A 22,556-nucleotide genomic window follows, 5' to 3' on the forward strand; every position below is an offset into this window, starting at 1 on the left:
TTTCTTGTATTTCTTTTCCACGTCCGACTTGCCCAGCACGGTCTCGCGATAGGCGATCTTGGGCGCCTTCATCGTCACTTCGACGCCGTACTTGCGCTTCAGCTTGTTGACCACCAGCTCGACGTGCAGCTGGCCGTTGCCGGAGATGACCAGTTCCTTGGTCTGCGGATCGCGCACCATCTTCAGCGTCGGATCCTCCTCCATGATGCGCTGCAGGGCGGTGGAAATCTTGCCTTCGTCGGCCCGGGCCTTGGGTTCGATGGCGAACGAGATCGAGGGCACGGCGAAGGTGATTTCCGGCAGCTTGATCTTGTCGGCCTTGCTGGACAGCGAATCGCCGGTTTGCGTTTCCTTCAGCTTGGCCACGGCCACGATATCGCCGGCCTTAACCTCGCCCGCCGACTCCTGGGCCTTGCCTTGTTGCAGGAACAGGCCGGCGATCCGCTCCTCGACATCCTTGCTCGAGTTGAAATAAAAGGTGTCGGGCTTGAACGTTCCGGAAAAAACCCGGATCAGCGACACCTTGCCGGTGAATGGATCGGAGATGGTCTTGAAGACCAGGGCGGCGAAGGGGCCGCTGGCGTCGGCCTTGAGCGCGGTGCCGTTTTTAGCCGCCGTCGGGGCGAAATCGCTCGGCGCCGGGGAGAAGGCGACGATAAAATCGAGCAGCTGCTGGACGCCGCGGTTGGCCAAGGCGTCGCAGACCAGCACCGGAAAAATGTTGCGCAGCAGCAGGGCGCTTTTCAGTCCCTGCTGGATCTCTTCGACCGTCAGGCTGCCGCTAGCAAAATATTTATCCATAAGTTTTTCGTCGTTCTCGGCGATCTTTTCCAGCAGCGCTTCGCGGCGCAACGAGGCCTCCTCCTTGAGCGCCTCGGGGATGGGAATCTCCTTGCTTTCCCCCTTGTCGTCGGTGCCGAACTGGTAAGCCTTCATGGCGATGATGTCCACCAGACCGCTGAAATCGGCCCCCTTGCCGATGGGAATCTGCACGGCCACCACGTTGTTGCCGAAGGCGGCGGCCAGGGAGTCCAGCGCCTTGTCGAAATCGGCCATTTCCCTGGCCATCTTGTTGACGACGAAAATCGCCGCCCGCTGGGATTCGCCCATGCATTCGAAAATCTTTTCGGTCTGGACCTGGACGCCTTCCTCGGCGCTGACCACCATCACTCCCGTTTCCACCGCCCGCAGCGCCACCAGGGTGTCCCAAATGAAGCTGGCGAAACCCGGGGTGTCGAGGATGTTGATCTTGACTTTGTCTTTGTAGGCGTAGGCCAGGGAGGTCTGGATGGAGATTTTACGGGCGATCTCCTCCTCGTCGAAATCGGTGACCGTGTTGCCCTGGTCCACTTTGCCCAGGCGGTTGACCATCTTGGTGTTGTACAGCAGCGCCGAGACGATGCTTGTCTTGCCGCTGTGGCCGTGGCCGACGATGGCGACGTTGCGCAAATTCTCGGTTGGGGTTTCTTTCATATTTTTTCTCCTGGTTTGAGTTCGACAAGCAGCGAAAAATCGGCCACGCTGGAAAGCAGCTCATCGATGCGTTGCAGCAGGGCGATACGGTTCTTGCGTATGGATTCGTTCGCGTCCATGACGAGGATTTTATCGAAAAAGCGGTCGACGATCGGCTTCATCTCCAGGATCTCGGAGCTGGCCTGGAGGAAGTTCTTCTTGATGATCAGGGCGTCGATGCGCGGCTTCGATTCCTTGAAGACATCGGAGAGGATCTTTTCCTCGCGGTCCTTGAGCAGCCCCTCGGAAAAAGGACAGCGCTCCAAGCCCTTGCCGATGTTCTTCAAACGCCGCTGCACGGCCGCCAGCTGATCGACCAGCCCGCCGGCCGCCAGTTTGCTCAGCGCCTCCGCTTTTAGGAAGTTGTCGTAGACCGACAGGGTGTCCTTGCCCAGAACGGCGTTAACGATGTCGTAGCGGAAGTGCCAGTAATCCTTCAGGGAATTTTCCAGCCGGGAGATGAACAGTTCGCCGATGGTATCGCAATCCCGCTGCAGGTCGGCGTCCTTTTTGGCAAAATTGAGCACGGCCAGGCGGATCAGCGGGTCGAGGTCGATGGCCAGCTTGAAATCGACGATGATCTTGATGATGGCGTTGGCGTCGCGGCGGATGCCGTAGGGGTCCTTGGAGCTGGAAATCTTGATCCCCTTGCCGACGAATCCGGCGATATTGTCGATGCGGTCGGCGATGGAAAGGATGCCGGCGCCCAGGTCGTCCAGCTTCTCGTCAACCAGGCCGCGCGGCAGGTAATGGTCGTAGATCGCCTTCCAGACCGCCGCATCCTCGCCGGCCTCTTTCAGGTAAAGTCCGCCCATGATCCCCTGCAGCGACGGAAACTCGCGCACCATCTTGGTCAGCAGGTCGTTCTTGCAATGGAAAGCCGCTTTCTGCAGCTTTTCGCGCAGCGCCCCGTTGTGGGTCTCGTTGACCAGGAAGTCCACCAATGCGGCCATACGCCCGACTTTGTCCAGATAGGTGCCCAATTCCTTCTGGAACATGACGTTTTTCAACAGCGGCTTCAGGGAGAAGAAGTCGACCTTGCGGTCCATGTCCCAGAAGAATTGCGCGTCTTCGAAAGTGGCCTTGATGACCTTTTCGTTGCCGCGGCTGACTTTCTTGTTTTCGTCCGGGATGTTGGCCACACCGACGAAAAAGTTGCTCAGCTTGCCGGCGCGATCGGTTACCGGCAGCAGTTTTTTTTCGTGGGTCATGAAGGTGGCGATGATCTCCGCCGGCAGGCTCAGGTACTTGGCGTCGAAACTGCCGCTGAAGGCGACCGGATATTCATTGCTGAACACGTAGTAGTCGAGCATGCCTTCGTCGACGCGCACCCGGCCGTCCAGGTCGGTTTCGATGTCCTTGATCTCGGCCAGGATCTTGGCCTTGCGTTCCTCTTCCTTGAGGATGATGAAATTCTTGCTCAGCCCCTGGACATAGTCTTTGAACGAATTGACTTCAAAGAAAGCGTCGGACAGGAGCAGGTGGCCCAGGGCCTTGTTCCCCGAGCGGATCCCGGCAAACTCGACGGCCAGCGGCTGGTTGTTGAACATGGCCAGGATGTTGCGGATCGGCCGGATGAACGGCACCCGCGACTCGTTCCAGACCATGGTCTTGGCGAACGTCAGCCCGGCGAGGATCTCCGGAATGGCGGCTTGCAGCAGCCGGCCCGTGTCTTCACCGACGGCGATGCGGACGATGCCCAGGTAACTGCCCTTGGCGGTCTCGATCTCGACCACGTCGGCCAGCTTGACCCGGTTGATCTCGCAGAATTTTTTCAGGGCCACGGTCGGCGCTCCCCGGTCGTCCAGGGCGATGCGCTTGGCCGGGCCCAGGATCGTTTCTTCCTTGTTGGCGGTTTTTTCGCTCAACCGGGTGACATGGACCATCAGGCGGCGGTTGCTGGCCGCGCATTCGATCCCGCCATGGCCGAGGTTCAACTTCGCCAGCCGGGCCTGAAAAAGGTCCTTGAGCTGGTCGCGGATGGCGCCGACGGCGTGGGCCGGTATCTCTTCGACTCCCAGTTCAAACAACAGGTCAGCCATGGTCTTCACCGTCCGTTTGCATGACGTATTTTTGGGCGATGCGCGCCGACAGGTTGCGCATGATCGCCATCAGCGCCGTGCGCTCGGCGACCGAAACCGCCTTGCGCGCGTCCAGGATATTGAAGGTTTGGGAACATTTCAGCAGATAATCGTAGGCCGGCAGGTACAGCTGGTGCTCAAGAAGCTTCTCGGCTTCCTTCTGGTACTGCTGGAACACCCCGCGCAGCATGTCGATGTCGGCCAGCTCGAAATTGTAAATGGAAAACTGGCGTTCGTTTTCCAGGTTCAAGGCCGCATAGGAGACCTTGTTTCCCCATTCGAGATCGTAAATGTTGTTTTGACCGTCCAGGAACATGGCCAGGCGTTCGACGCCGTAGGTGATCTCCAACGAATTGGGGTTGAGCTCCATGCCGCCCGCCTGCTGGAAATAGGTGAACTGGGTGATTTCCAGGCCGTCGCACATCACCTGCCAGCCGACGCCCCAGGCGCCCAGGGACGGGGACGCCCAGTTGTCTTCATCGAACTTGATGTCATGGATGTTGATGTCCACGCCCAGGTAGATCAGGCTGTCCAGGAAAAGCATTTGCCCTTCTTCGGGCACCGGCTTGATGATGACCTGGAACTGGTTGTGCTTCTGCACCCGGTTGGGGTTCTGGCCGTAGCGGCCGTCATCGGGCCGGCGTGCCGGCTGCCAGTAGGCGGCGCGCCATGGCTTTTTGCCCAGCACGCGGAAAAAAGTGTCGGGGGACATGGTGCCGGCGCCGACCTCGTTGTCATAGCCGGAGGCGATATAGCATCCGCGCTCGGCCCAGAAGTCCTGCAGTTTCAGGATGACGTTTTGAATGCTCAAAGGTTTTCTCCCTTGCGCCATTTCAAGACCGGCTGACGGGCGGCCAGGGTTTCATCCAAACGGCGCACCGGCGTCTGGTGCGGAGCCTGGAGCAACAGCTCGGGTTGTTCGCGGGCCTCGACGAGTATCTTGTTCATGACCGCGATGAATTCGTCCAGCGTCTCCTTGCTCTCCGTCTCGGTGGGCTCGATCATCATCGCCCCGTGGACGATCAGCGGAAAATAGATGGTGAACGGATGGAGGCCGTAATCGAGCAGACGCTTGGCGATATCGAGCGTTTTGACCGGCAGGTTTTTATCGGAAAAGACCACTTCGTGCATGGTGGCGGTCGGGTACGGCAGGTCGAGAACGTCCTGCAGTTTTTTGCGGATGTAGTTGGCATTGAGCACGGCGTCCTCGGCCACGCGGCGGACGTTTTCCCGGCCCAGCGAACACAGGTAGGCCAGGGCGCGGACCATGACCAGGAACTGGCCGTAGAAATTCTTGATGCGCCCGATCGAATGCGGGGCGTCATAGACGATTTCGTAGGCGCCGCCCTGTTTGACCACCCGCGGCACCGGAAGGTACGGCAGCAAATGGGCGGCCACGCCGACCGGCCCGGAACCGGGGCCGCCGCCGCCGTGAGGGGTGGCGAAGGTCTTGTGCAGGTTGATGTGCATGACGTCGACGCCGAGGTCCCCCGGGCGGACGATGCCCAGCAGCGCGTTCAAGTTGGCCCCGTCCATGTACAGCAGCGAACCGTTGCCATGGAGGGCGTCGGCGATGGCGGTGATGTTCTTTTCAAAAATGCCCAGCGTGTTGGGATTGGTCATCATCAGCGCCGCCACGTCATCCTTGAGGAACGGGCGCAGGCCGTCGACGTCGATGATGCCCTCACCGTTGCTGGGGACTTCGCGGATCTCGTAACCGGCGAAATGGGCGGAACTCGGGTTGGTGCCGTGGGCCGAATCGGGGATGAGCACCACCCGCCGCGGATCGCCCTTATCCTGCAGGTATTTCCTGATGACCAGCATGCCGGTGAATTCGCCGTGGGCGCCGGCCGCCGGAGCGCAGGTGAAGCCGGCCATGCCGGTCAGGGCCAGCAGCCATTCCTCCAGGCGCGCCATAATTTCCAGGTTGCCCTGGACCAGCTCGCGCGGCGTGTACGGGTGGGCCTGGAAATCCTCGCTGCCGGCCAGCTTTTCATTGATCTTGGGATTGTATTTCATGGTGCAGGAGCCCAGCGGGTACAGGCCCTGGTCGAGCGAATAGTTGAGCCGCGCCAACGCCATGTAGTGGCGGACGATTTCCACTTCGGATACCTGGGGAAAATCGGCGATGCCCGCCCGGCGCAAGCCCGGGTCGATGGCCGGCTCGGCCTGGACATGGCTCGCACCGAGGCCGTGCGCCGTCTTGCCGTCGCGGCTGATTTCAAAGATCAGGTCGGGTAGCGGGCTCATGAGTGTTCTCCCATCGCCAGCAGCAGGCGGTCGATGTCTGCGCACCGCTGAACCTCGCTGAAGGCCAGGAGCACGCGGTTTCCGACGGCCGGATAGAACCAGCTCAGCGGCACGCCGGCCAGTATCTTTTTCTTTTTCAGCGTTGCCAGGAAGGCTTCGGCCGTGCCCTTCCTGATCTCCAGCAGCACCTCGTTGTAAAAATTCTTCGTGTAAACGACCTTGACCCGCTTGAGTTTGGCGGCTTTGGCGACGAAATAGGCGGCATGCAGATGGCTGTCGCGGGCAGCCAGCGCCAGCCCGTCCTTGCCCATGGTGGCCAGGTACATGCCGGCGCGCAGGGCGCACCAGGCCTCGTTGCTGCAGATGTTCGAGGTGGCTTTCTCGCGCTTGATGTGCTGTTCGCGGGTAGAGAGGGTCAGCACGTATCCCCGCTTTCCGTCCAGATCCTTGGTCTGGCCGACGATCCGTCCCGGCATCTGCCTGAGAAATTCTTCGCGGGCGGTCATGAAGCCCAGGTAGGGACCGCCGAAGCCCAGAGATAGCCCGAAGCTCTGCGCTTCGCCGGCCACCACGTCGACGGCAAAATCGGCCGCCGGGCGCAAGTAGGCCAGGGACATGGCCTCGGTGACGGCCTGGACAGCGTACGCCCGCTGCTGGTGCGCGGCCTGCGCCAGTGCGGCGCTGTCTTCCACCACGCCCAGGAAATTGGGCGACTGGAATACCAGGGCTGCCGTCTGGTCGTTCAGCTTGGACGTCAGATCGGCGAGGTCGACCCGGCCGTCCGCTTCGTTGACGGCCACGGTCGCCAATTCGATGGGCAGGTTCTGCGTGTAGGTGCGGACGACGGCCATGGTTTCGGGATGCAGGCTGTCCGCCAGCAAGACGCGCTGCCGCCCCGACTTGCGCACGGCCAGCAGCACCGCCTCGGCGACGGCGGTGGCGCCGTCATACAGGGAGGCGTTGGCTACATCCAGGCCGGTGAGCATGGTCATCATGGTCTGGTATTCGAAAATAGCCTGCAGGTTGCCTTGGCTGACCTCGGGCTGGTATGGCGTGTACGGCGTGACGAACTCCCCCTTGGCGCTGAGGTAAGCGACCACCTCGGGGATAAAATGGGCATAGGCGCCGGCGCCGAGGAAACTGAGGTATTCCTGGAACGAGTTCTTGCGGCCCAGGGCCTTGAATTCGGCGATCAATTCCGGCTCGGATAGGGCGGACGGCAGAGCGGCGAGATCGAAGAACGACTTGTCGGCCGGGATGGATTTAAACAGTTCCTTGCTGTCTTTGATACCGATGGCTTTTTTGATTTCCTCCCTGGCAGCGTCCGTAAGAGGCAAAAATCTCATCTGTTATTCTCCGGCGATTCCCCGCAGGTATTCCTCGTACTTTTTATGATCCAGGAGCTCTTTCACTTCATCCGCCTGCTTGATTTTCATGGTGAAGAGGAAGCCGTCGCCGTAGGGTTCCTGGTTGACCAGCTCCGGGTTGGCGGCCAGCTTGGGATTGACCGCGCCGATCGTTCCGGACAGGGGGGCGAAAACATCGGAAACGGCCTTGACCGATTCAATATTGGCGGAGGGGTCGCCTTTCTTCAATTCCTTGCCCGGGGCAGGAAGTTCGACATAGACGACATCGCCCAGTTCGTGCTGGGCGTAATCGGTGATGCCGACCATGGCGCTGTCGCCTTCCAGGCGGACCCATTCATGCTCCTTGGTAAAAAGCAATTTTTCTAATTCCATTCGTTCCTCCTGCTTATTTCTTTGTATAAAAGGGTGTTTTCACGACTTTCGCGGCCACCCGCCTGTCGCGAATGCCGATCTCGAATTCACTGTCGATCGCGGCGTTTTCTACCGGCAGATAGGCCAGGCCGATGGGTTTCTTCAAGAACGGTACGAAGGTCCCCGACGTCACGGTGGCGAACTCCTTGCCCTGGACATAGACCGGATAGCCGTGGCGGGCGATCCGTTTGTCCAGCATTTCAAAACCGACCAGCTTGCGGCGGATGCCCTCGGCTTTCTGCCTGGCCAGGACATCCCGGCCGATGAACGGCTCTTTGTTGAGCTTGAGGATCCAGCCCAGGTCGGCTTCCAGCACCGTGTGGCTGTCGTCGATGTCGTTGCCGTAGAGGGCCATCTTGGCTTCCAGGCGCAGGGTGTCGCGGGCACCGAGGCCGGCCGGCAGGGCGTCGTACTTTTCGCCTTTTTCGGCCAGGGCCAGAAACAATTTGCTGGCCGCGGCAGCGTCGGCGCGGAAGTATATTTCAAAGCCGTCCTCGCCGGTATAACCGGTGCGCGAGACGATGGCCTCGAGCCCCGACACCCGGGCCATGGCGAAATGGTAATAGGATATGGTCGAGAGGTCGTAATCGGTGAATTCACTCAGCAGCTTTTCCGACACCGGCCCCTGCACGGCGATCTGCGCGTACTCCTCGCTGCGGTTCTCGATCTGCACGGCGAACGGAGCGGTGTTTTTTTTCATCCATTGGAAATCCTTCTCGATGTTGGCGGCATTGACCACCAGCAGGTATTCGTTCTCGCTCATCATGTAGACCAGGAGGTCATCGACGAAGCAGCCGTTCTCGGTCAGCAGGGCCGTGTACTGGATCTTTCCCGGCACCAGCTTGGCGGCGTCGTTGGAGGTCAGGTACTGAACGGTCTTCAGGGCATCCTTGCCGCGGAACCAGATTTCCCCCATGTGACTGACGTCAAAGATTCCGCCCGTGGTGCGGACGGCCATATGCTCGGTGTTCACCCCCGAGTACTGGATCGGCATGTCCCAGCCGCAGAATTCGACCATTTTTGCTTTGAGAATATAGTGCGCTTCATTGATTTTGGTTTTTTTCATTTTTTTCTCCAAAAACAAACTGATAACGTAACACAGCTGACCGTAAAAATCAAGGGAGAAAGCGGAGTTTGACAAGCCTTTTGCGGCGGGTTATAGTTGCAGGCGACGCATGGGGGCAGGAAAAAATGCGCGTTCCGCATCCAGACAAATTCATCGCCGAAATCGCCGCCGCGCTCCAGGGCGCGCGCAGCGCCCGCGCCTTCCTGGGTGAATTCCCGCACCTGGTGCAAAAGCATTTCCCCATCGCGTGCTGCATCCTTTATTATAAGGAGCCGGAAGGAAACTCGTTCCGGCCGTACCCCGGCGGCGCGGCGCCGGAAAAGGAGCTGCCGCTTATCCGCGAAGAGGCCAACCTGATCGAGAGTTTCACCAACCGCAGCGAGTGGCTGCTCGATACCGCTCAAAGCCATTTTCACTTCGACATCTTCAACCGCGACAGCGACGACCTGTTCAGGAAAAAGTCCTTGAATCTGGTCATTCCGTTGCGCGCGCGCAGTTATTTCCGCGGCTTGCTGCTGGTCAGCCTGGCGGCCTGCGCCGGCAAACACGCCCCCGAGCTGGCTGCGGCGGCGCAAACGGCAGCCCTGCTGTTCATTCCCCTGATCGAAGCCGAGCAAATGGAATTCACCAACGACAAGAATTACTACCGTCTGTTCAAATTCGACCGCCTGGTCCTGCTGGGGCAAATGGCGGCGTCGCTGGCGCATGAGCTGCGCACGCCGCTGACCACGGTGCTGTTCGAGATTTCGGCCATCAAGAATCAGCTGCCGCAGAAGCAAGAGATCGGCAGCGCCTACGAAAAGATCAACCGCGAGATCGTCCGCGCCAACCAGATGATCGAATCGCTGCTGGTGTTTTCGAAATTCAAGGAGCTGAACATCGCGCCGTTGCAACTGCGCGAATTCTGCCAGCGCATCCTGCAGGAAATTCCAAATAAGAAAATCCCGACCGGGATGAAGGTGACGCTGCAGGCGGAAAAGGAAATCCAGGTGGCCAGCGACGGCAACCGGCTGAAACAGGTGTTCATCAACGTTTTTTTCAACGCCCTGGAAGCGCTGAACGGAAGAGAAAACGGCGAAATCGTCATCCGCATTTACAGCGAGTACAATGATCTGCCCAAGAACATCCGCCACATCATCGCCATCAGCGACAACGGCCCGGGGATTCCCGACGCCATCAAGGACAAAGTCCTGCAACCGTTCTTCACCACCAAAAAAGAAGGCACTTCTCGTTGAAGACGACCAGCCGCTGCGCGAGTCGATCAAGAAATTCCTCATGCAGAACGAGTTCCTGGTGGCGGAAAGCGCGACCATGGCCGGCGCTCTGAGCCAACTGGACGGCGACGGCTTCGATCTGATCCTGCTCGACCTGTCGCTGCCCGACGGCAACGGCCTGGATATCCTGGACCAGTTTGCCGGGAAATACCGCGACCGCATCATCGTGCTGACCGGCACCGGTTCGATCGAGACCGCCGTCCTGTCGATGAAAAAAGGGGCGCACGATTTCCTGCAGAAGCCGGTCAATCCCGAGATCCTGCTCCTGACCCTCAACCGGGCCTTCAATTTCCTGCACGCCCAGGACGACTGTCTCCACCTCAAGCAGGAGATCGGCGCGACGGCCGGATTTGACAAGTTCATTTGTAAAAGCGAGCAGATGGCCAAGGTGATCGCCATGGCCAAGCAATACGCCGACACCGCGCATACCATATTAATCAGCGGCGAAACCGGCACCGGCAAGGAGATCATGGCCCAGGCCATCCATGCCGGCTCCAAGCGCAGGCACCAGCCCCTGGTTTCGGTCAATTGCGCCTCCATCCCCGAAAACCTGGCCGAATCCGAACTTTTCGGCTATAAAAAAGGGGCTTTCACCGGGGCCTTCTGCGATTCCCCGGGCAAGTTCGTCCAGGCCAATCACGGCACCATCTTTCTGGATGAAATCGCCGAATTGCCGCTGAACATCCAGGCCAAGCTGCTGCGGGTGCTGGAGAACGGCGAGGTCACCCCGCTGCAAAGCCGGACCCCCAAGTTCGTGGACATCCGCATCCTGGCCGCCACCAACAAGGTTCTGGAAGACGAAGTCAAGAAGCAGCGCTTCCGCGAAGATCTATTTTTTCGCATCGACGAATTGAAAATTCATATCCCGCCGCTGCGGACCAGGCCGGCCGACATCATGCCCTTGGCCGAGCATTTTCTGCGCATCGCCAGCATCGCCAATTCCAGGCCCGGCGGGCATTTCAGCGGCGAAGCCCAGCGGCTGCTGTGCGCCTACGACTGGCCGGGCAACATCCGCGAACTGAAGAATACCGTGGCCATGATCGCCGCCAGCGGCGGACCGGCCGTCATCCGCCCCGAACACCTGCCGCTGAAGATCCTCAACCCCGAAAAAACCCCCGCGCTCGAGAGCCGCGAGAAAAGCCTGGCAACAATCGAAAAGAACCATATCGCCGCCATCCTGCAGCAAACGGCGCACAACTACTCCAAAGCGGCCGTTGTTCTGGGCATCTCACGTTCATCGCTGTATCGCAAGATGGCCGATTTTCATCTGGAGAAAAAATGAGCGCCGGCCGTCAGCTTAAAAACTTGGAATAGAGGTCCTTGATATCCATCTCCTTGATGTCGGCGGCTTCGGCCTCGAAAAGCAAATGGCCGTTTTTGACGAAGCCGACCCGGTCGGCGATTTCGGCCGCGTACAGAACGTCATTGCCCAGGTAAAGGATCGCCTGGCCGGCCGCTTTTTTTTTCCAAAGCAGCTTGCTGAACTTCATTTCCAGGCTTTTTTCGGTCCCTTTGCTGAAATCGTTGATGACGATGTTCGGGGCATCCGCGGCCAGGCAAAGGGCCAGATACACCTGCCTGAAAATTTCCGGGGGCAGGTCACGCACTTTTTTTTGCAAATTCATCTCGTTGAAATTGAGGACCATCAGCGTCCGCATGACGTCTTCATAAGCCAAGCCGCCGCAGCTGCAGAGGAAATCGATCCAGGCGCCGATGCGGGCTTCGGTTTCAAAGTCGCTGGCATCGACGACCTTGTTGATCAGGGCGACCGACCGCGGCGGCCCGTTCCGTGACAGGCGGCAGCCGTCGTACCAGATCTCGCCCCCGGCCGCTGCCCGGAAACCGCTCAAGGCGTTGAAAAGAGAATCGTTGCCCGCGTTCTGGCGGTTCAGCAGGAAATAGATCTCGCCGCCCCGGACCTGCAGGCTGACATCGGAGAGATGGAAGTCACCGTCTTCCAGGCATAAGTTTTTCAGGATGATCATGATGGATAGACCAGGCGCTGCAAGCGCCAGTAGGCCAGGATGAAAAAGCCGGCGGCGTAAACGACGGTGGACAGGAATCCGAGCCAGTAGGTGCCCGGCAGTCGGCTGCGGGAATGAAAGACATTCTCGTCGCTTTTGACGAAGGTTTCGACGACGGCATCGTTCGCCTCATAGCGTTTGTGGATGTAAAACTGGATGAAGCGATTGCGCAGTTTCATGATGTAATCCATGAAATCGAGGTAGCCGTAATAGCCTTTGCCCGAGGCCTCGCCGGTGAGGAAATAGTAAAAGGTGGTGGGAAACAGGACCGACTGCCATTCGTGGCTGGCGATGACCTTGGCCACTTCCCGCAAATATCTGGTCTCGCGGCTCATGTTCAGCAGGTAGCTGTTGTTGAGAAAACTGACGGCGAATTTTTTCTGCATCTGCCGGAACTGGTCCAAAGGAATGTTCGGCTTCTCCTTCAGGTAATCGTGGAATCTCTTCTCCATGACCATCAGCGTGCGGAACTTGTCCAGATTGACTTTTTCAGCCGACTCCAGGGCTTGGGATTTATTGAAAACGCTGATGCGGTTGATTTCGGGCAGCAGAAAGATGCCGATGAACCAGACGATGAAAAGCCAGAAGAAAAATACCTTGCCGAAACGCACCAGCACCGTGGTCAACTGACCCAGCAAATAGAAAAAATCGAGCAGGACGACCATGAACAGGAGATAGAGCATGAACATGCCGCCCGCCGGCTGGCTGAACCGGGTGCCGCCGGCCTGGACGAGCAGAAAGAGCGTCATCCCCAGCGCAATGAAATACATGTTCAACCAGAACAGACGGGCCAGGGTGGTCAGTACATAGTACTTTTTCAAGGGTAGGCGGCCGATGATGAAGCGCACGTGGGCCGGGCTGACCAGGGCCAGATTTCCCAGGTAGAGCATGAACAGCGAACCGAAAATAAAGGGAATTCCGGCAAAATCCTTGAAATAACCGCGCTTGCTGAACAGTTTTCTGCCCTTGAAGGAACTTTCCACCTTGATGGTTTCGAACGTATCGATGTTGCTCTCCACGTCCAGCAACACGCCGCTGTTGACGAAAAAAAGGTTCAGCGGCGAAGCTTCGTAGAGCAGGCGGAAACCGAAGGCCCCATAATTGGCATAGCTGGATATCTGGCCGATCTTTTCCTTTTCAAATTTGACGAATATTTTCTTGTCGTTCTGGAATTGCCGGTACTCGTTCAATCCCGACCAGACGAAATACAGGGAAAAAAGCGTGAAAAATATAAGAAAGATGAGGTTCTTCCGATCACGGAACAAGCGTTGACATTCAAAGCGCAAAAAAACGAGCATGGTTGATCATAGCAATTCAATGGGGAAAAATAAAGGGCGGCCGGAGACCGCCCCGTCACCATCTTTTTTATATTTGGTAAAAGACCAGTGAGGCGTAGTTGCCGGTCATCATGATGGTGGTATACTGCTGCAGCAGCGACCACAACACCTTTTTGTCCGACAGCCTGCCGGCCAGCAGATCCTGCTTGATCTGGTTCAGGATGTTCAGCAACGCCTCCAGGTTGTCGGCATGGAAGCGGTAAAAACCAAGCACATCGCCTTTTTTCAGATAATCACCAACCCGGTTCATCGCCTCCAGGTTGAGACTGTTATCGCGGGCATATTGTTCGTAATTGAACTCCCTCAGCTTGTTGATGCGGCTGAGCTTGTAACTGGACTCGCTGCCGACGGCGATGATCTCATAGAAAATTTTCAGTGCCTGCTCGACTTTGGCGGCGGCCAGGTCGATGCGCTGCAGGGCGGCGCCCATGTTCAAGCCGTTTTGCTCGGCGATTTCAACCTCGTTCATGAACAGGAAGGCTTCCGACGCCGATTGCAGCAGCTGCGAGGCACTCTCGGTGATGCTGTTGCAGATGATCATGCTGGTTCTGGCCTTGTGAAAAGGACACTCGGGATCGTTGAGCGTCCAAAAGGCGTTCAAAGCAACACTCGAGATTCCGATCACCGCCAAACCGCAAACCAATTGAAAAAATCTTTTTTTCATGATTGCTCCTCCTTATTTTTTTACAATCAAAAGTCACCCGCTCCCTAGCCACCCGGCGCCGTCACAGCCGGTAGAAGACCAACGAGGCGTAATTGCCGAACATCATCGTGCTGTTGTACTGCTGCAGCAGCGAGCCCAGGAGATTGTTTCCCGAAAGCCTGCCTTCCGACAAGTCCTTCTTGATCCGGTTCAGGGTATGCAGCAATTTTTTCAGATTGCCGGCATGGCACTGGTAGAAACCCAGCACGTTCCCTTTGCCGAGATAGGCGGCCACCAGCGCCATGGTTTCCTGGTTCAGGCCGTTTTCACGCGTGTAGCGTTCGTAATTGAACGCTTTCAGTTTTCCGATGCGGTTTTTATCGTTCCCGACCGTGCTGCCGTTGGCGATGGCTTCATTGAATGTTTTCAGGGCGTCCTCCACCTTGGCAATGGCCAGGTCCACCTGGCGCAGGGCGGCGCCGCTGATCAAACCGTCGGGTTCGGCGACCTCGATTTCATTCATGAACTGGAAGGCCTCGGATGCCGATTGCAACAATTCCAGGGCGCTGTCGCTGATCAGGCTGCCGAGCTCGGAATTGTTCTTGCTGGAAAACGGATCGTAGGGATCGCTGGCGGACCAGAAGCCGTGCAGATAAACAATCGAGAAGGCGATGATCGCGGCCATCAGCGTCAACTTGAACATTTTTTTTTTCATGCATCACCTCGCTTTTATTTTATTTTCGAATGACAACTCCATGGTTTCCCTGGCGCCGGCGTGCCCGGGCCACTCCGCTCATCCGCCCCTGTTAAAAGATTCATCGTCCGTTTGCTTGGAATGCTTTTTTCTGAACCAGCGCCGCAACGCCAGCCAGCGGGTCTTCCTGATCCCAACCTCGCGGTCGATGAGCAGCAGGCATTTTTCCCTTTCACCATGTTCGGCAAAACGGATCGTGGCTTCCAACCGCAGGCGGATCAACCCCGTTCCCGGCGTTTTGGGGATGACTTCCCATGCCCAGTCCAGATAACGCGCCCGGTCGATGACGGCCCGGGGCGCGCGGCGCGGCAAAACCTCGCAGCCGTCGATCTGCAGCTGCGCCGCGAGAGTGATCCCGAGCCGTTCCCGGTCCACGCAGCAGACATTCCGCGCCAGCAAACGGTGCATGACCTCTCCGATCAGGTTCTGGTAAACCCCGAGCTCGATGGTGATCGCGCGCCCGACCTCCAGTGCGGCTGGCGGGTTGAAAAGCGCCCTGGCCAAAGACAGCTCGGCCGCTACTTCGGACAAATGCCGGGGCAGACCGGAAGGAAGGGAGTCCGTCGGCGGCGGTGTATCATTGAAGTATTCGAGCGACATGGCCCGCAAATTGATGGTGCGGGAATCTTCCAGAAAATCCATTTTCAGATCCAGGCCGGTGATGGTGCGGTCGCGCACGGAGATCCCCCGCTGCACCAGCTTGTTGAAGCCGTTGCACGTCACTTCCAGGGTATAGCTGCCGGGCGGGATGCGGCAGAACATGAAAATTCCCCTTTCGCCGGTGACCGAGCTCAGCTTGTCTTCCAGCTTGGTCCCAGAAAGAACCACCCGGGCGGAAACCACCGGACAATCGAGCAGGTCGGCAATCTTGCCGCGGATCGCCGGCTGAAGACAGGCAGGTTCCCTTCCCTGCGCTAACATTGTTTTGCCACCCCTATGCGCATGCTTTATTTGTAGCAATTTTGCTGCCATTCCCCTGGAAAAATCCGCACAGCCTTTATTGATCGGGGTTTTCAAGGATAAGCCGAGGGATTCCTGCATCCTTTTTGAGCAAACCAGTGTCCCAATTTAGGACGACTTGCGCCTAAGGATCAATGCCCAATGCTGTCTCCTTTTGGCTTCGAGCTCTTCAATGCCAATTGTCCTATTTTGGGACATCCGCTGGTTTTTACAAAAAGCATCTTGGCAGCGGACGTTAGACGTTTACGCCTGTCCCATTTTGAGACAATCGGCCAATGGCAGAGCTACTCTCCCTGATCCAGGATTTGTCGGAGTTTAGCCAGCAGTTGGTTGAAATCGTAGGGCTTCTGGATGAATCCCCTGACCCCCTTGTTCAGGATCTCGCTGACGCGGCCGTTCTGGCTGTAGCCGGTCGAAAGCAGGGCCATGATGCGCGGATTGATTTCCTTCATTTTCAGGAATGCTTCCTCGCCGCCCATTCCCGGCATGACCACGTCCAGGATGACCAGCGCGATTTCCTGGCCGCGCTTTTTGTATACATCGACCGCCTGATCGCCGTTGGCGGCGAGTAAAACCCGGTAGCCGTGGCTCTGCAGCACTTCTTTGATAAAGGAACGAATATCCTTTTCATCGTCGACCACGAAGATCAGTTCGTTCCTGCCGCGCAGCGTTTCGGTCAAAATCTGATCGGAAATCTCCGGCTGGCCGCTAACCGGGAAAAAGATGTTGAACTTGCTGCCGTGACCCGGCCGGCTGTTTACTGTGACAAACCCCTCATGACCCTTGACAATGCCGTAAACGACCGACAAGCCGAGCCCGCTGCCCTGCCCGGTGGCTTTGGTGGTGAAAAAAGGATCAAAGATCCTGGACAGGACCTCCTTGTCCATCCCGGCCCCCGAATCGCTGACGGTCATTTTCACATAAGACCCCGGGCCGGCGCCCTCGGGCACCAGCGGATCGACCTTCCTGAAAACAGCCATCTCGGTCACGATGGACAGCCTGCCGCCATTGCTCATGGCGTCCCGCGCGTTGACGCACAGGTTCATTACCACCTGTTGGATCTGCCCGGCGTCACCCATGACGGTGGGCAGCGATTCATCCAGGTTGGTCTCGATGCGGATGGATTTATCGAACGTTTGGCTGATGATTTCCAGGGTTTCCCGGATCAGTTTATTGATGCTCAGCGGTTTGTGATTCACCTTGTCGCCGCGGGTGAAAGCCATAAGCTTGGAGGTCAGGTCGGCGGCGCGGATGGCGCTGCGTTCGATGGTATCCACATATTTGAAAAAATCGTGGCCTGGGCTCAGTTTCGCTTTCAGAAAAGAGGCATAGCCGAGGATGCCAGCCAGGATATTGTTGAAATCATGGGCGATGCCGCCGGCCAACGTGCCCAGGCTCTCCATTTTCTGGGACTGCAGCACCTGCTGCTCCAGGCGGCGCTTTTCGGTCAAGTTGCGGATAACCACCAGAACCTCGTCGCTGCCGCACAGGGCGCTGCGCGCTTCAAAATACTGCAGCCGCTGATCGATGGCAAGTTCATATTCGTACACCTGCAGCTCGTGGGTTTGCAGGGTGAGGCGGATGTTTTTCATGGTCAGCTCCGCCAGCTGCTGCGGCAGCACGTCGTCGACCCGCTTGCCCAGGAACACTTCAGGCTTCACCAGGAGCTGGGTGTCCTTTTCCGCCTTGTAGTCCAAAAACACCCCGTCCTTGTCGAGCAGGAAAATCAGGTCAGGTATGGCGCTCAGGATGGCGCGGTTCTTGTGCTCGCTGCGCCGCAGGCTGGCCTCGGCCCGCTTGTGCTCGATGGCCATGGCCACCTGGTTGGAGACGAAGATCAGGATGTTCTTCTCATCCTGGCCGTAGCGCAGGCCGGGCGAATAGGTCTGCACGACCAGCACGCCGATGGTCGTCTCCCGGATCTTCAGCGGCACGCCCAGCCAGTCGATGGAAGGGGCGCCGATCAGCTCGACCTCGCCCCGCTTTTCGAGCTCGTCGAGGATTTCGGGCGTGGCCAGCAGCGGGACGCCGGTGCGCAGCACGTATTCGGTCACCCCCTTTTCCAGCCCGCGGGTCGCCGGCGGCGGGTCGAACTCGTCGACGAAGTAGGGAAAACTCAACAGCCGGGCCGCCCGGTCGAACAGGGCGATATAAAAATTCTCGGCGCGCATGAGCCCGGAGATGATCTGGTGGATGGAATGGTACAGCTCGGGCAGGCTGCCGGCCATCTGCGTGGCCTCGGAAATTTTATAGATCGCGTCCTGGATTTTTTCCGAATGCCTTTGTTCCGTGATGTCGCTCAATACCGACAGAACGGCAGGTTCACTCTCATACACGATGTTTTTGCCCTGGATCACCACCGTGCGCCATTCGCCTTTCCTGCCGGCGACCCGGATCTCGTATCCCTGGGGAGCATGGCCGCCGGCCTGGCGCATGGTCATGTTCTTTTCGACCAACCCCCGGTCGTCGGGATGGACAAAGTCCAGGACTGACAGTCCGATGATCTCGTCCAGCGAATACTGGGTTGCCTCGAGGATATAGTCGTTGACCAGGGCGATCTTTCCTTTTTTGTGAACCAACACCCCATTGGGCAACTGGGAGACCAGATCGCGGTAGCGCTGCTCGCTTTCGCGCAGGGCGCGGCTGGCATTGACCAAATCCCGGGTGCGCTTCTGTACCCGGCCCTTTAACTGTTCGAGTTTCTGGCTTGCCGCCGCCGGCGAACGCCCCACGGGCTTTTTCGATTTCATTTTATCTCCGCCGCACCGCTCGTTGGCTCATCTAACGAGCTTGATCAACTGCCGTTGATCGGGAATGCTCTCCAGGCCGATGGCGTTGAACACCCCGAGCTGTTTCCACATTTTTCGGTCCACGCCGGCCGAACTGAAAATCCCCTGCAAGGTCCGACTGCCGTCGGCGCGGACCAGGCTCAGGCGGCTGGGTTGGCGATTCAGATAGGCGGGATCGCTCAGCTGCTGAAATGAAAGAATGGCGCGGTCGAGCAGCGGCTGGAAAACATCGGCCGCGCTGAGGACGCTCATGGCGATGAACGTAAAGACCGATGGGAATCGCGAATTGGAAAGCCATTTCCGGGTGGTAGAAGACGCCGTTCTCGAGGAAACCCTGTTTGGGGTTATCGCCGTAGACCATGCCGTCGAGCTTGCTCAGGTAGGGTTCGCTCTTGACCGCCAGGCGGGCATCCTGGCTGGAGACCAACTCCCTGACCTTGGCGATGCGGTCACTGGTCATCGGGTGGGTGGAAAGGAAAGTGGGAAGGCCGTGTCCTCCCGAATCGGCACTCATATTCTCCAGGGCGGTAAAAAAGCGCAGCATCTCGCCCGGGGCATACCGGGCTTGGCGGGCATAACCGATGCCCAGGGAATCGGCCTGGTACTCGTCGCTGCGGCTGAACTTGAGGAAAAGCAGCTGCATGCCGATCCCGGCCAGCCAGGCCAGCTTGCGGATGTCCTTGCTCAGGATGCTGCCCACGGCCAGGCCCACCTGGGCCAGCAGCTGGCCGCTCAGCTGCTTCATCGAATGGCGGGCGGCGACATGGCCCATCTCGTGGCCCAGTACGACGGCGAGCTCGGCTTCGCTGCCCATCAGGGCCAGGATGCCGCGCGTGACGTAGATGTAGCCTCCGGGGGCGGCGAAGGCGTTGACCACCGCCGTGTCCAGGACGGCAAAGTGGTACTTCAGATTGGGGCGGTGCGAATACGGCACCATTTTCTGGCCGACGCCGTTGATATAGTCCTGCAATCCCTTGCTCTCGTAGATGCCGAACTGCTGTCGGATCTGCTGGTCGGTCTCCTGGCCCATGGCGATCTCTTGTTTTTCGGAAAACAGCATCAATTCTCGCTTGCCGCTGACCGGATTGATGGCACAGCTGAGAACAACCAAAATCAGGGCCAGTAGGATCAGCCCAAAAAACGCCCTTTCAATTTTTTTCATGGCGTTCCCCCTCCTCGGCCAATTTTTTGGATTTTGATTTCTATATAACATATAAAAAAAATATATGCAAAATTGAAAATGGCCGACGGCGGTGCTCGACGGAGAAGGGCATCTGTTGACCCGTTTGCACGACTCGATGCGGTTTGTGTTACCCCGGGCGATTCCCCGGCCACGGCGCGCTTGTCGTTTGCGATTGACAGTCATGAGCGAATTTGTTACTATTGACTTTAATCCAAACGATTCTCCCTGGAGGTGAAATGATCAAGGGGAAATATCTGTTCACGTCAGAATCGGTGTGCGCCGGGCACCCGGACAAGGTTTGCGACCAGATTTCCGACAGCATTCTCGACGCCTGCCTGAAGCAGGACCCGGATTCGCGCGTGGCCATCGAAACCCTGACCAAGACCGGCATGGTGCTGGTGGCCGGCGAGTTGACCACCAAGGCCTATGTCAACATCCCGACCATCGTCCGCCAGACCCTCAAGGAGATCGGCTACACGAGTTCGCATTACGGCATTGAGTACGAGACCTGCGCCGTGCTGGTGCACATCGAGGAGCAGTCCCCCGACATCGCCATGGGCGTCAACACCGCCAGGGGCCACGAGCAGGGCGCCGGCGACCAGGGCATGATGTTCGGCTACGCCACCAACGAGACCGCCAATTACATGCCCCTGCCCATCGCCATGGCCCACAAGCTGACGGCGCGGCTGGCCCAGGTACGCAAGAACCGCACCATCCCCTACCTCGGTCCCGACGGCAAGGCCCAGGTGACCGTGGAATACGAAAACGGCAAGCCCCGCCACATCACCGCGGTGGTGGTTTCCAATCAGCACAATGATAAGATCGGCCACGCCCGCATCGAGAAGGACATCATCCGCCACGTGGTCAAGCCCGTCTGCGGCAAGTGGCTGACCGCCGACACCAAGTTCTACATCAACCCCACCGGCAAGTTCGTCAGGGGCGGCCCCTACGCCGACGCCGGCCTGACCGGGCGCAAGATCATCGTCGACACCTACGGCGGCATGGGCCGGCATGGCGGCGGCGCTTTTTCCGGCAAGGACCCCAGCAAGGTCGACCGCTCCGGCGCCTACATGGCCCGCTATATCGCCAAGAACATCGTGGCCGCCGGCCTGGCCGAAAAGTGCGAAGTGCAGCTGGCCTACGCCATCGGCATTGCCGACCCGGTCTCGATCAACGTCAACCTGTTCAACACCGGCAAGATAAGCGAAGAAAAAATCACCGCCCTGATCCGCAAAGTCTTCCCGCTCAAACCCGGCGAAATCCTCAAGGCACTCAATCTGAAAAGACCCATCTACAAGCAGACGGCATCCAACGGCCACTTCGGCCGTGACGAATTCCCCTGGGAGAAGCTGGACAAGGTCAAAGAGCTCAAGGCCTTAGCCAAGAAATAGAGGCGATTTGGCTTGGCGTACGGCGGACGGCTGACGGTGGACGGTAAAGAAAAAACGCTGTACAGTGTAGGGGCGACCCGGCGGGTCGCCCCCAAAATGCCGTTGCGCCTGCCATCAACAATCTCTAAGTTAAGTAAGGAAATAAAATGAAAAAAACCGAGGCTGACATGAAAACGATTGACAAGGACCGCAACCTCCCCTACAAGGTTGCCGATATTTCCCTGGCCGACTGGGGGCGCAGGGAAATGGACCTGGCCCGGGCCGAGATGCCTGGGCTGATGGCCATCCGCAAGAAATACGGGCCGCTGAAGCCGCTGGCGAAACTCAAAATAACCGGCAGCCTGCACATGACCATCCAAACGGCCATGCTGATCGAAACCCTGATCGAACTGGGAGCCGACGTGCGCTGGGCTTCCTGCAACATTTTCTCCACCCAGGACCACGCCGCCGCGGCCATCGCCAAGGCCGGCCAGGCCGCCGTTTTCGCCTGGAAGGGCGAATCGCTGGAGGAATACTGGTGGTGCACCGAACAGGCGCTGACCTGGCCCGACGGCTCGGGCCCGGACCAGATCGTCGATGACGGGGGCGACGCCACCCTGCTGATCCACCAAGGGGTAAAAATCGAACAGCACCCCGAGTTGCTGAAACGCACCCCGGAGAACAAGGAAATGGCCATTGTCTGGCAGCGTCTGCAGGCATCGTACCGACATGACCCACTGCGCTGGACCAACCTCAGCCGCCGCATCCGCGGCGTGTCGGAGGAGACCACCACCGGCGTCCACCGCCTGTACCAGATGCAGGCCGACGGCAGCCTGCTCTTTCCCGCCATCAACGTCAACGACTCGGTCACCAACTCCAAGTTCGACAACCTGTACGGCTGCCGGGAATCCCTGGCCGACGGCATCAAACGCGCCACCGACATCATGGTGGCCGGGAAAAAAGTCGTCGTCTGCGGCTACGGCGACGTCGGCAAGGGCTGCGCCCAATCGATGCGCGGCTTCGGCGCCCGGGTGATCATCACCGAGATCGACCCGATCTGCGCGCTGCAGGCGGCCATGGAAGGCTACGAAGTGTCGACCATGGAAGACATGGTCGGCAGCGGCGATATCTTCATCACCGCCACCGGCAACTGCGACGTCCTCACTGGCCGGCACATGGAAATGATGAAAAACGAAGCCATCGTCTGCAACATCGGCCATTTCGACAGCGAGATCGACATGCATTACCTGGAAACGACGGCCGGCTGCACCAAAACGACGATCAAGCCGCAAGTGGACAAATGGACGCTGAAATCGGGCCGTTCGATCATCATCCTGGCCGAAGGGCGCCTGGTCAACCTTGGCTGCGCCACCGGTCACCCCAGCTTCGTCATGAGCTGCAGCTTCACCAACCAGTGCCTGGCCCAGATCGAGCTTCTGAAAAGCGGCTTGGAGAAAAAAGTGTACACCCTGCCCAAGCTCCTGGACGAGGAGGTTGCCCGGATGCACCTGGAGGCGTTGGGAGCCAAATTGACC

The 22,556-nt window shown here is 58.4% G+C and carries 18 protein-coding genes; 4 read left to right on the plus strand and 14 right to left on the minus strand.

The window, feature by feature from the left end; all coding sequences use genetic code 11:
- From NTW95_11740 to gcvT, 7 genes are all read right to left on the minus strand, one after another.
- On the minus strand, positions 1-1,473 hold a 1,473-nt coding region (locus NTW95_11740; GenBank protein MCX6558077.1), incomplete at its 3' end, for a GTP-binding protein.
- Complete coding sequence (gene glyS, locus NTW95_11745; protein MCX6558078.1) at positions 1,470-3,554, minus strand: glycine--tRNA ligase subunit beta; 2,085 nt, start codon at positions 3,552-3,554, stop codon at positions 1,470-1,472. The genes NTW95_11740 and glyS, both read right to left, overlap by 4 nt.
- A complete protein-coding gene (locus NTW95_11750; GenBank protein MCX6558079.1) occupies positions 3,547-4,404 on the minus strand; it encodes a glycine--tRNA ligase subunit alpha in 858 nt (285 codons plus the stop codon). Before NTW95_11750 ends, glyS begins: the two co-directional genes overlap by 8 nt.
- Positions 4,401-5,843, minus strand: a complete 1,443-nt coding sequence (gene gcvPB / locus NTW95_11755) for an aminomethyl-transferring glycine dehydrogenase subunit GcvPB (GenBank protein MCX6558080.1) — start codon at positions 5,841-5,843, stop codon at positions 4,401-4,403. The genes NTW95_11750 and gcvPB overlap by 4 nt, the downstream gene beginning before the upstream one ends.
- The gene (gcvPA, locus tag NTW95_11760) at positions 5,840-7,189 is read right to left on the minus strand and encodes an aminomethyl-transferring glycine dehydrogenase subunit GcvPA (GenBank protein MCX6558081.1); all 1,350 of its coding nucleotides are present in this window, start codon (positions 7,187-7,189) and stop codon (positions 5,840-5,842) included. Before gcvPA ends, gcvPB begins: the two co-directional genes overlap by 4 nt.
- Positions 7,190-7,192: 3 nt before the next feature.
- Entirely contained in the window at positions 7,193-7,582 is a 390-nt protein-coding gene (gene gcvH / locus NTW95_11765; protein ID MCX6558082.1) for a glycine cleavage system protein GcvH, read from the minus strand.
- Positions 7,583-7,595: 13 nt separating this feature from the next.
- Positions 7,596-8,687, minus strand: a complete 1,092-nt coding sequence (gene gcvT, locus NTW95_11770; GenBank protein ID MCX6558083.1) for a glycine cleavage system aminomethyltransferase GcvT — start codon at positions 8,685-8,687, stop codon at positions 7,596-7,598.
- 125 nt (positions 8,688-8,812) lie between these two features.
- Between gcvT and NTW95_11775 the strand changes: the two genes are divergently transcribed.
- Complete coding sequence (locus NTW95_11775) at positions 8,813-9,922, plus strand: ATP-binding protein (protein MCX6558084.1); 1,110 nt, start codon at positions 8,813-8,815, stop codon at positions 9,920-9,922.
- 40 nt (positions 9,923-9,962) lie between these two features.
- Positions 9,963-11,243 (plus strand): sigma-54 dependent transcriptional regulator, encoded by a 1,281-nt coding sequence (locus NTW95_11780; GenBank protein MCX6558085.1) that lies wholly within the window; start codon positions 9,963-9,965, stop codon positions 11,241-11,243.
- A gap of 10 nt (positions 11,244-11,253) precedes the next feature.
- Here NTW95_11780 and NTW95_11785 read toward each other — a convergent pair whose 3' ends face one another.
- The 7 genes from NTW95_11785 to NTW95_11815 form a co-directional block, all read right to left on the minus strand.
- A complete protein-coding gene (locus NTW95_11785; protein MCX6558086.1) occupies positions 11,254-11,946 on the minus strand; it encodes a hypothetical protein in 693 nt (230 codons plus the stop codon).
- Positions 11,943-13,283: a hypothetical protein gene (locus NTW95_11790; GenBank protein MCX6558087.1), complete on the minus strand. Its 1,341-nt coding sequence runs from the start codon at positions 13,281-13,283 to the stop codon at positions 11,943-11,945. The genes NTW95_11785 and NTW95_11790 overlap by 4 nt, the downstream gene beginning before the upstream one ends.
- A gap of 67 nt (positions 13,284-13,350) precedes the next feature.
- A complete protein-coding gene (locus NTW95_11795) occupies positions 13,351-13,986 on the minus strand; it encodes a hypothetical protein (protein MCX6558088.1) in 636 nt (211 codons plus the stop codon).
- Between the two features lie 61 nt (positions 13,987-14,047).
- Positions 14,048-14,680, minus strand: coding sequence for a hypothetical protein (locus NTW95_11800; protein ID MCX6558089.1), 633 nt, complete (start codon positions 14,678-14,680; stop codon positions 14,048-14,050).
- Positions 14,681-14,758: 78 nt separating this feature from the next.
- Entirely contained in the window at positions 14,759-15,640 is an 882-nt protein-coding gene (locus NTW95_11805; GenBank protein MCX6558090.1) for a carboxypeptidase-like regulatory domain-containing protein, read from the minus strand.
- Positions 15,641-15,963: 323 nt separating this feature from the next.
- Entirely contained in the window at positions 15,964-18,429 is a 2,466-nt protein-coding gene (locus tag NTW95_11810) for a PAS domain S-box protein (GenBank protein MCX6558091.1), read from the minus strand.
- Positions 18,430-18,460: 31 nt separating this feature from the next.
- Complete coding sequence (locus NTW95_11815) at positions 18,461-19,630, minus strand: M48 family metallopeptidase (GenBank protein MCX6558092.1); 1,170 nt, start codon at positions 19,628-19,630, stop codon at positions 18,461-18,463.
- Between the two features lie 257 nt (positions 19,631-19,887).
- Between NTW95_11815 and metK the strand changes: the two genes are divergently transcribed.
- Positions 19,888-21,042 carry a methionine adenosyltransferase gene (metK, locus tag NTW95_11820; GenBank protein ID MCX6558093.1) on the plus strand — a complete coding sequence of 385 codons (1,155 nt, stop codon included), beginning with the start codon at positions 19,888-19,890 and terminating at the stop codon, positions 21,040-21,042.
- A gap of 167 nt (positions 21,043-21,209) precedes the next feature.
- A partial coding sequence (gene ahcY / locus NTW95_11825; GenBank protein MCX6558094.1) for an adenosylhomocysteinase occupies positions 21,210-22,556 on the plus strand: 1,347 nt, incomplete at its 3' end.

The sequence above is a fragment of the Candidatus Aminicenantes bacterium genome (assembly GCA_026393795.1).
In the GTDB taxonomy this organism is placed as follows: Bacteria; Acidobacteriota; Aminicenantia; order UBA2199; family UBA2199; genus UBA2199.

Coding starts and splice junctions, on each gene's coding strand:
- glyS (MCX6558078.1), bottom strand. CDS start 3,554: ATGGCTGACCTGTTGTTTGAACTGGGAGTCGAAGAGATACCGGCCCAC.
- gcvPB (MCX6558080.1), bottom strand. CDS start 5,843: ATGAGCCCGCTACCCGACCTGATCTTTGAAATCAGCCGCGACGGCAAG.
- gcvPA (MCX6558081.1), bottom strand. CDS start 7,189: ATGAGATTTTTGCCTCTTACGGACGCTGCCAGGGAGGAAATCAAAAAA.
- gcvH (MCX6558082.1), bottom strand. CDS start 7,582: ATGGAATTAGAAAAATTGCTTTTTACCAAGGAGCATGAATGGGTCCGC.
- gcvT (MCX6558083.1), bottom strand. CDS start 8,687: ATGAAAAAAACCAAAATCAATGAAGCGCACTATATTCTCAAAGCAAAA.
- NTW95_11775 (MCX6558084.1), top strand. CDS start 8,813: ATGCGCGTTCCGCATCCAGACAAATTCATCGCCGAAATCGCCGCCGCG.
- NTW95_11780 (MCX6558085.1), top strand. CDS start 9,963: ATGCAGAACGAGTTCCTGGTGGCGGAAAGCGCGACCATGGCCGGCGCT.
- NTW95_11785 (MCX6558086.1), bottom strand. CDS start 11,946: ATGATCATCCTGAAAAACTTATGCCTGGAAGACGGTGACTTCCATCTC.
- NTW95_11790 (MCX6558087.1), bottom strand. CDS start 13,283: ATGCTCGTTTTTTTGCGCTTTGAATGTCAACGCTTGTTCCGTGATCGG.
- NTW95_11795 (MCX6558088.1), bottom strand. CDS start 13,986: ATGAAAAAAAGATTTTTTCAATTGGTTTGCGGTTTGGCGGTGATCGGA.
- NTW95_11800 (MCX6558089.1), bottom strand. CDS start 14,680: ATGAAAAAAAAAATGTTCAAGTTGACGCTGATGGCCGCGATCATCGCC.
- NTW95_11805 (MCX6558090.1), bottom strand. CDS start 15,640: ATGTTAGCGCAGGGAAGGGAACCTGCCTGTCTTCAGCCGGCGATCCGC.
- NTW95_11810 (MCX6558091.1), bottom strand. CDS start 18,429: ATGAAATCGAAAAAGCCCGTGGGGCGTTCGCCGGCGGCGGCAAGCCAG.
- NTW95_11815 (MCX6558092.1), bottom strand. CDS start 19,630: ATGAAAAAAATTGAAAGGGCGTTTTTTGGGCTGATCCTACTGGCCCTG.
- metK (MCX6558093.1), top strand. CDS start 19,888: ATGATCAAGGGGAAATATCTGTTCACGTCAGAATCGGTGTGCGCCGGG.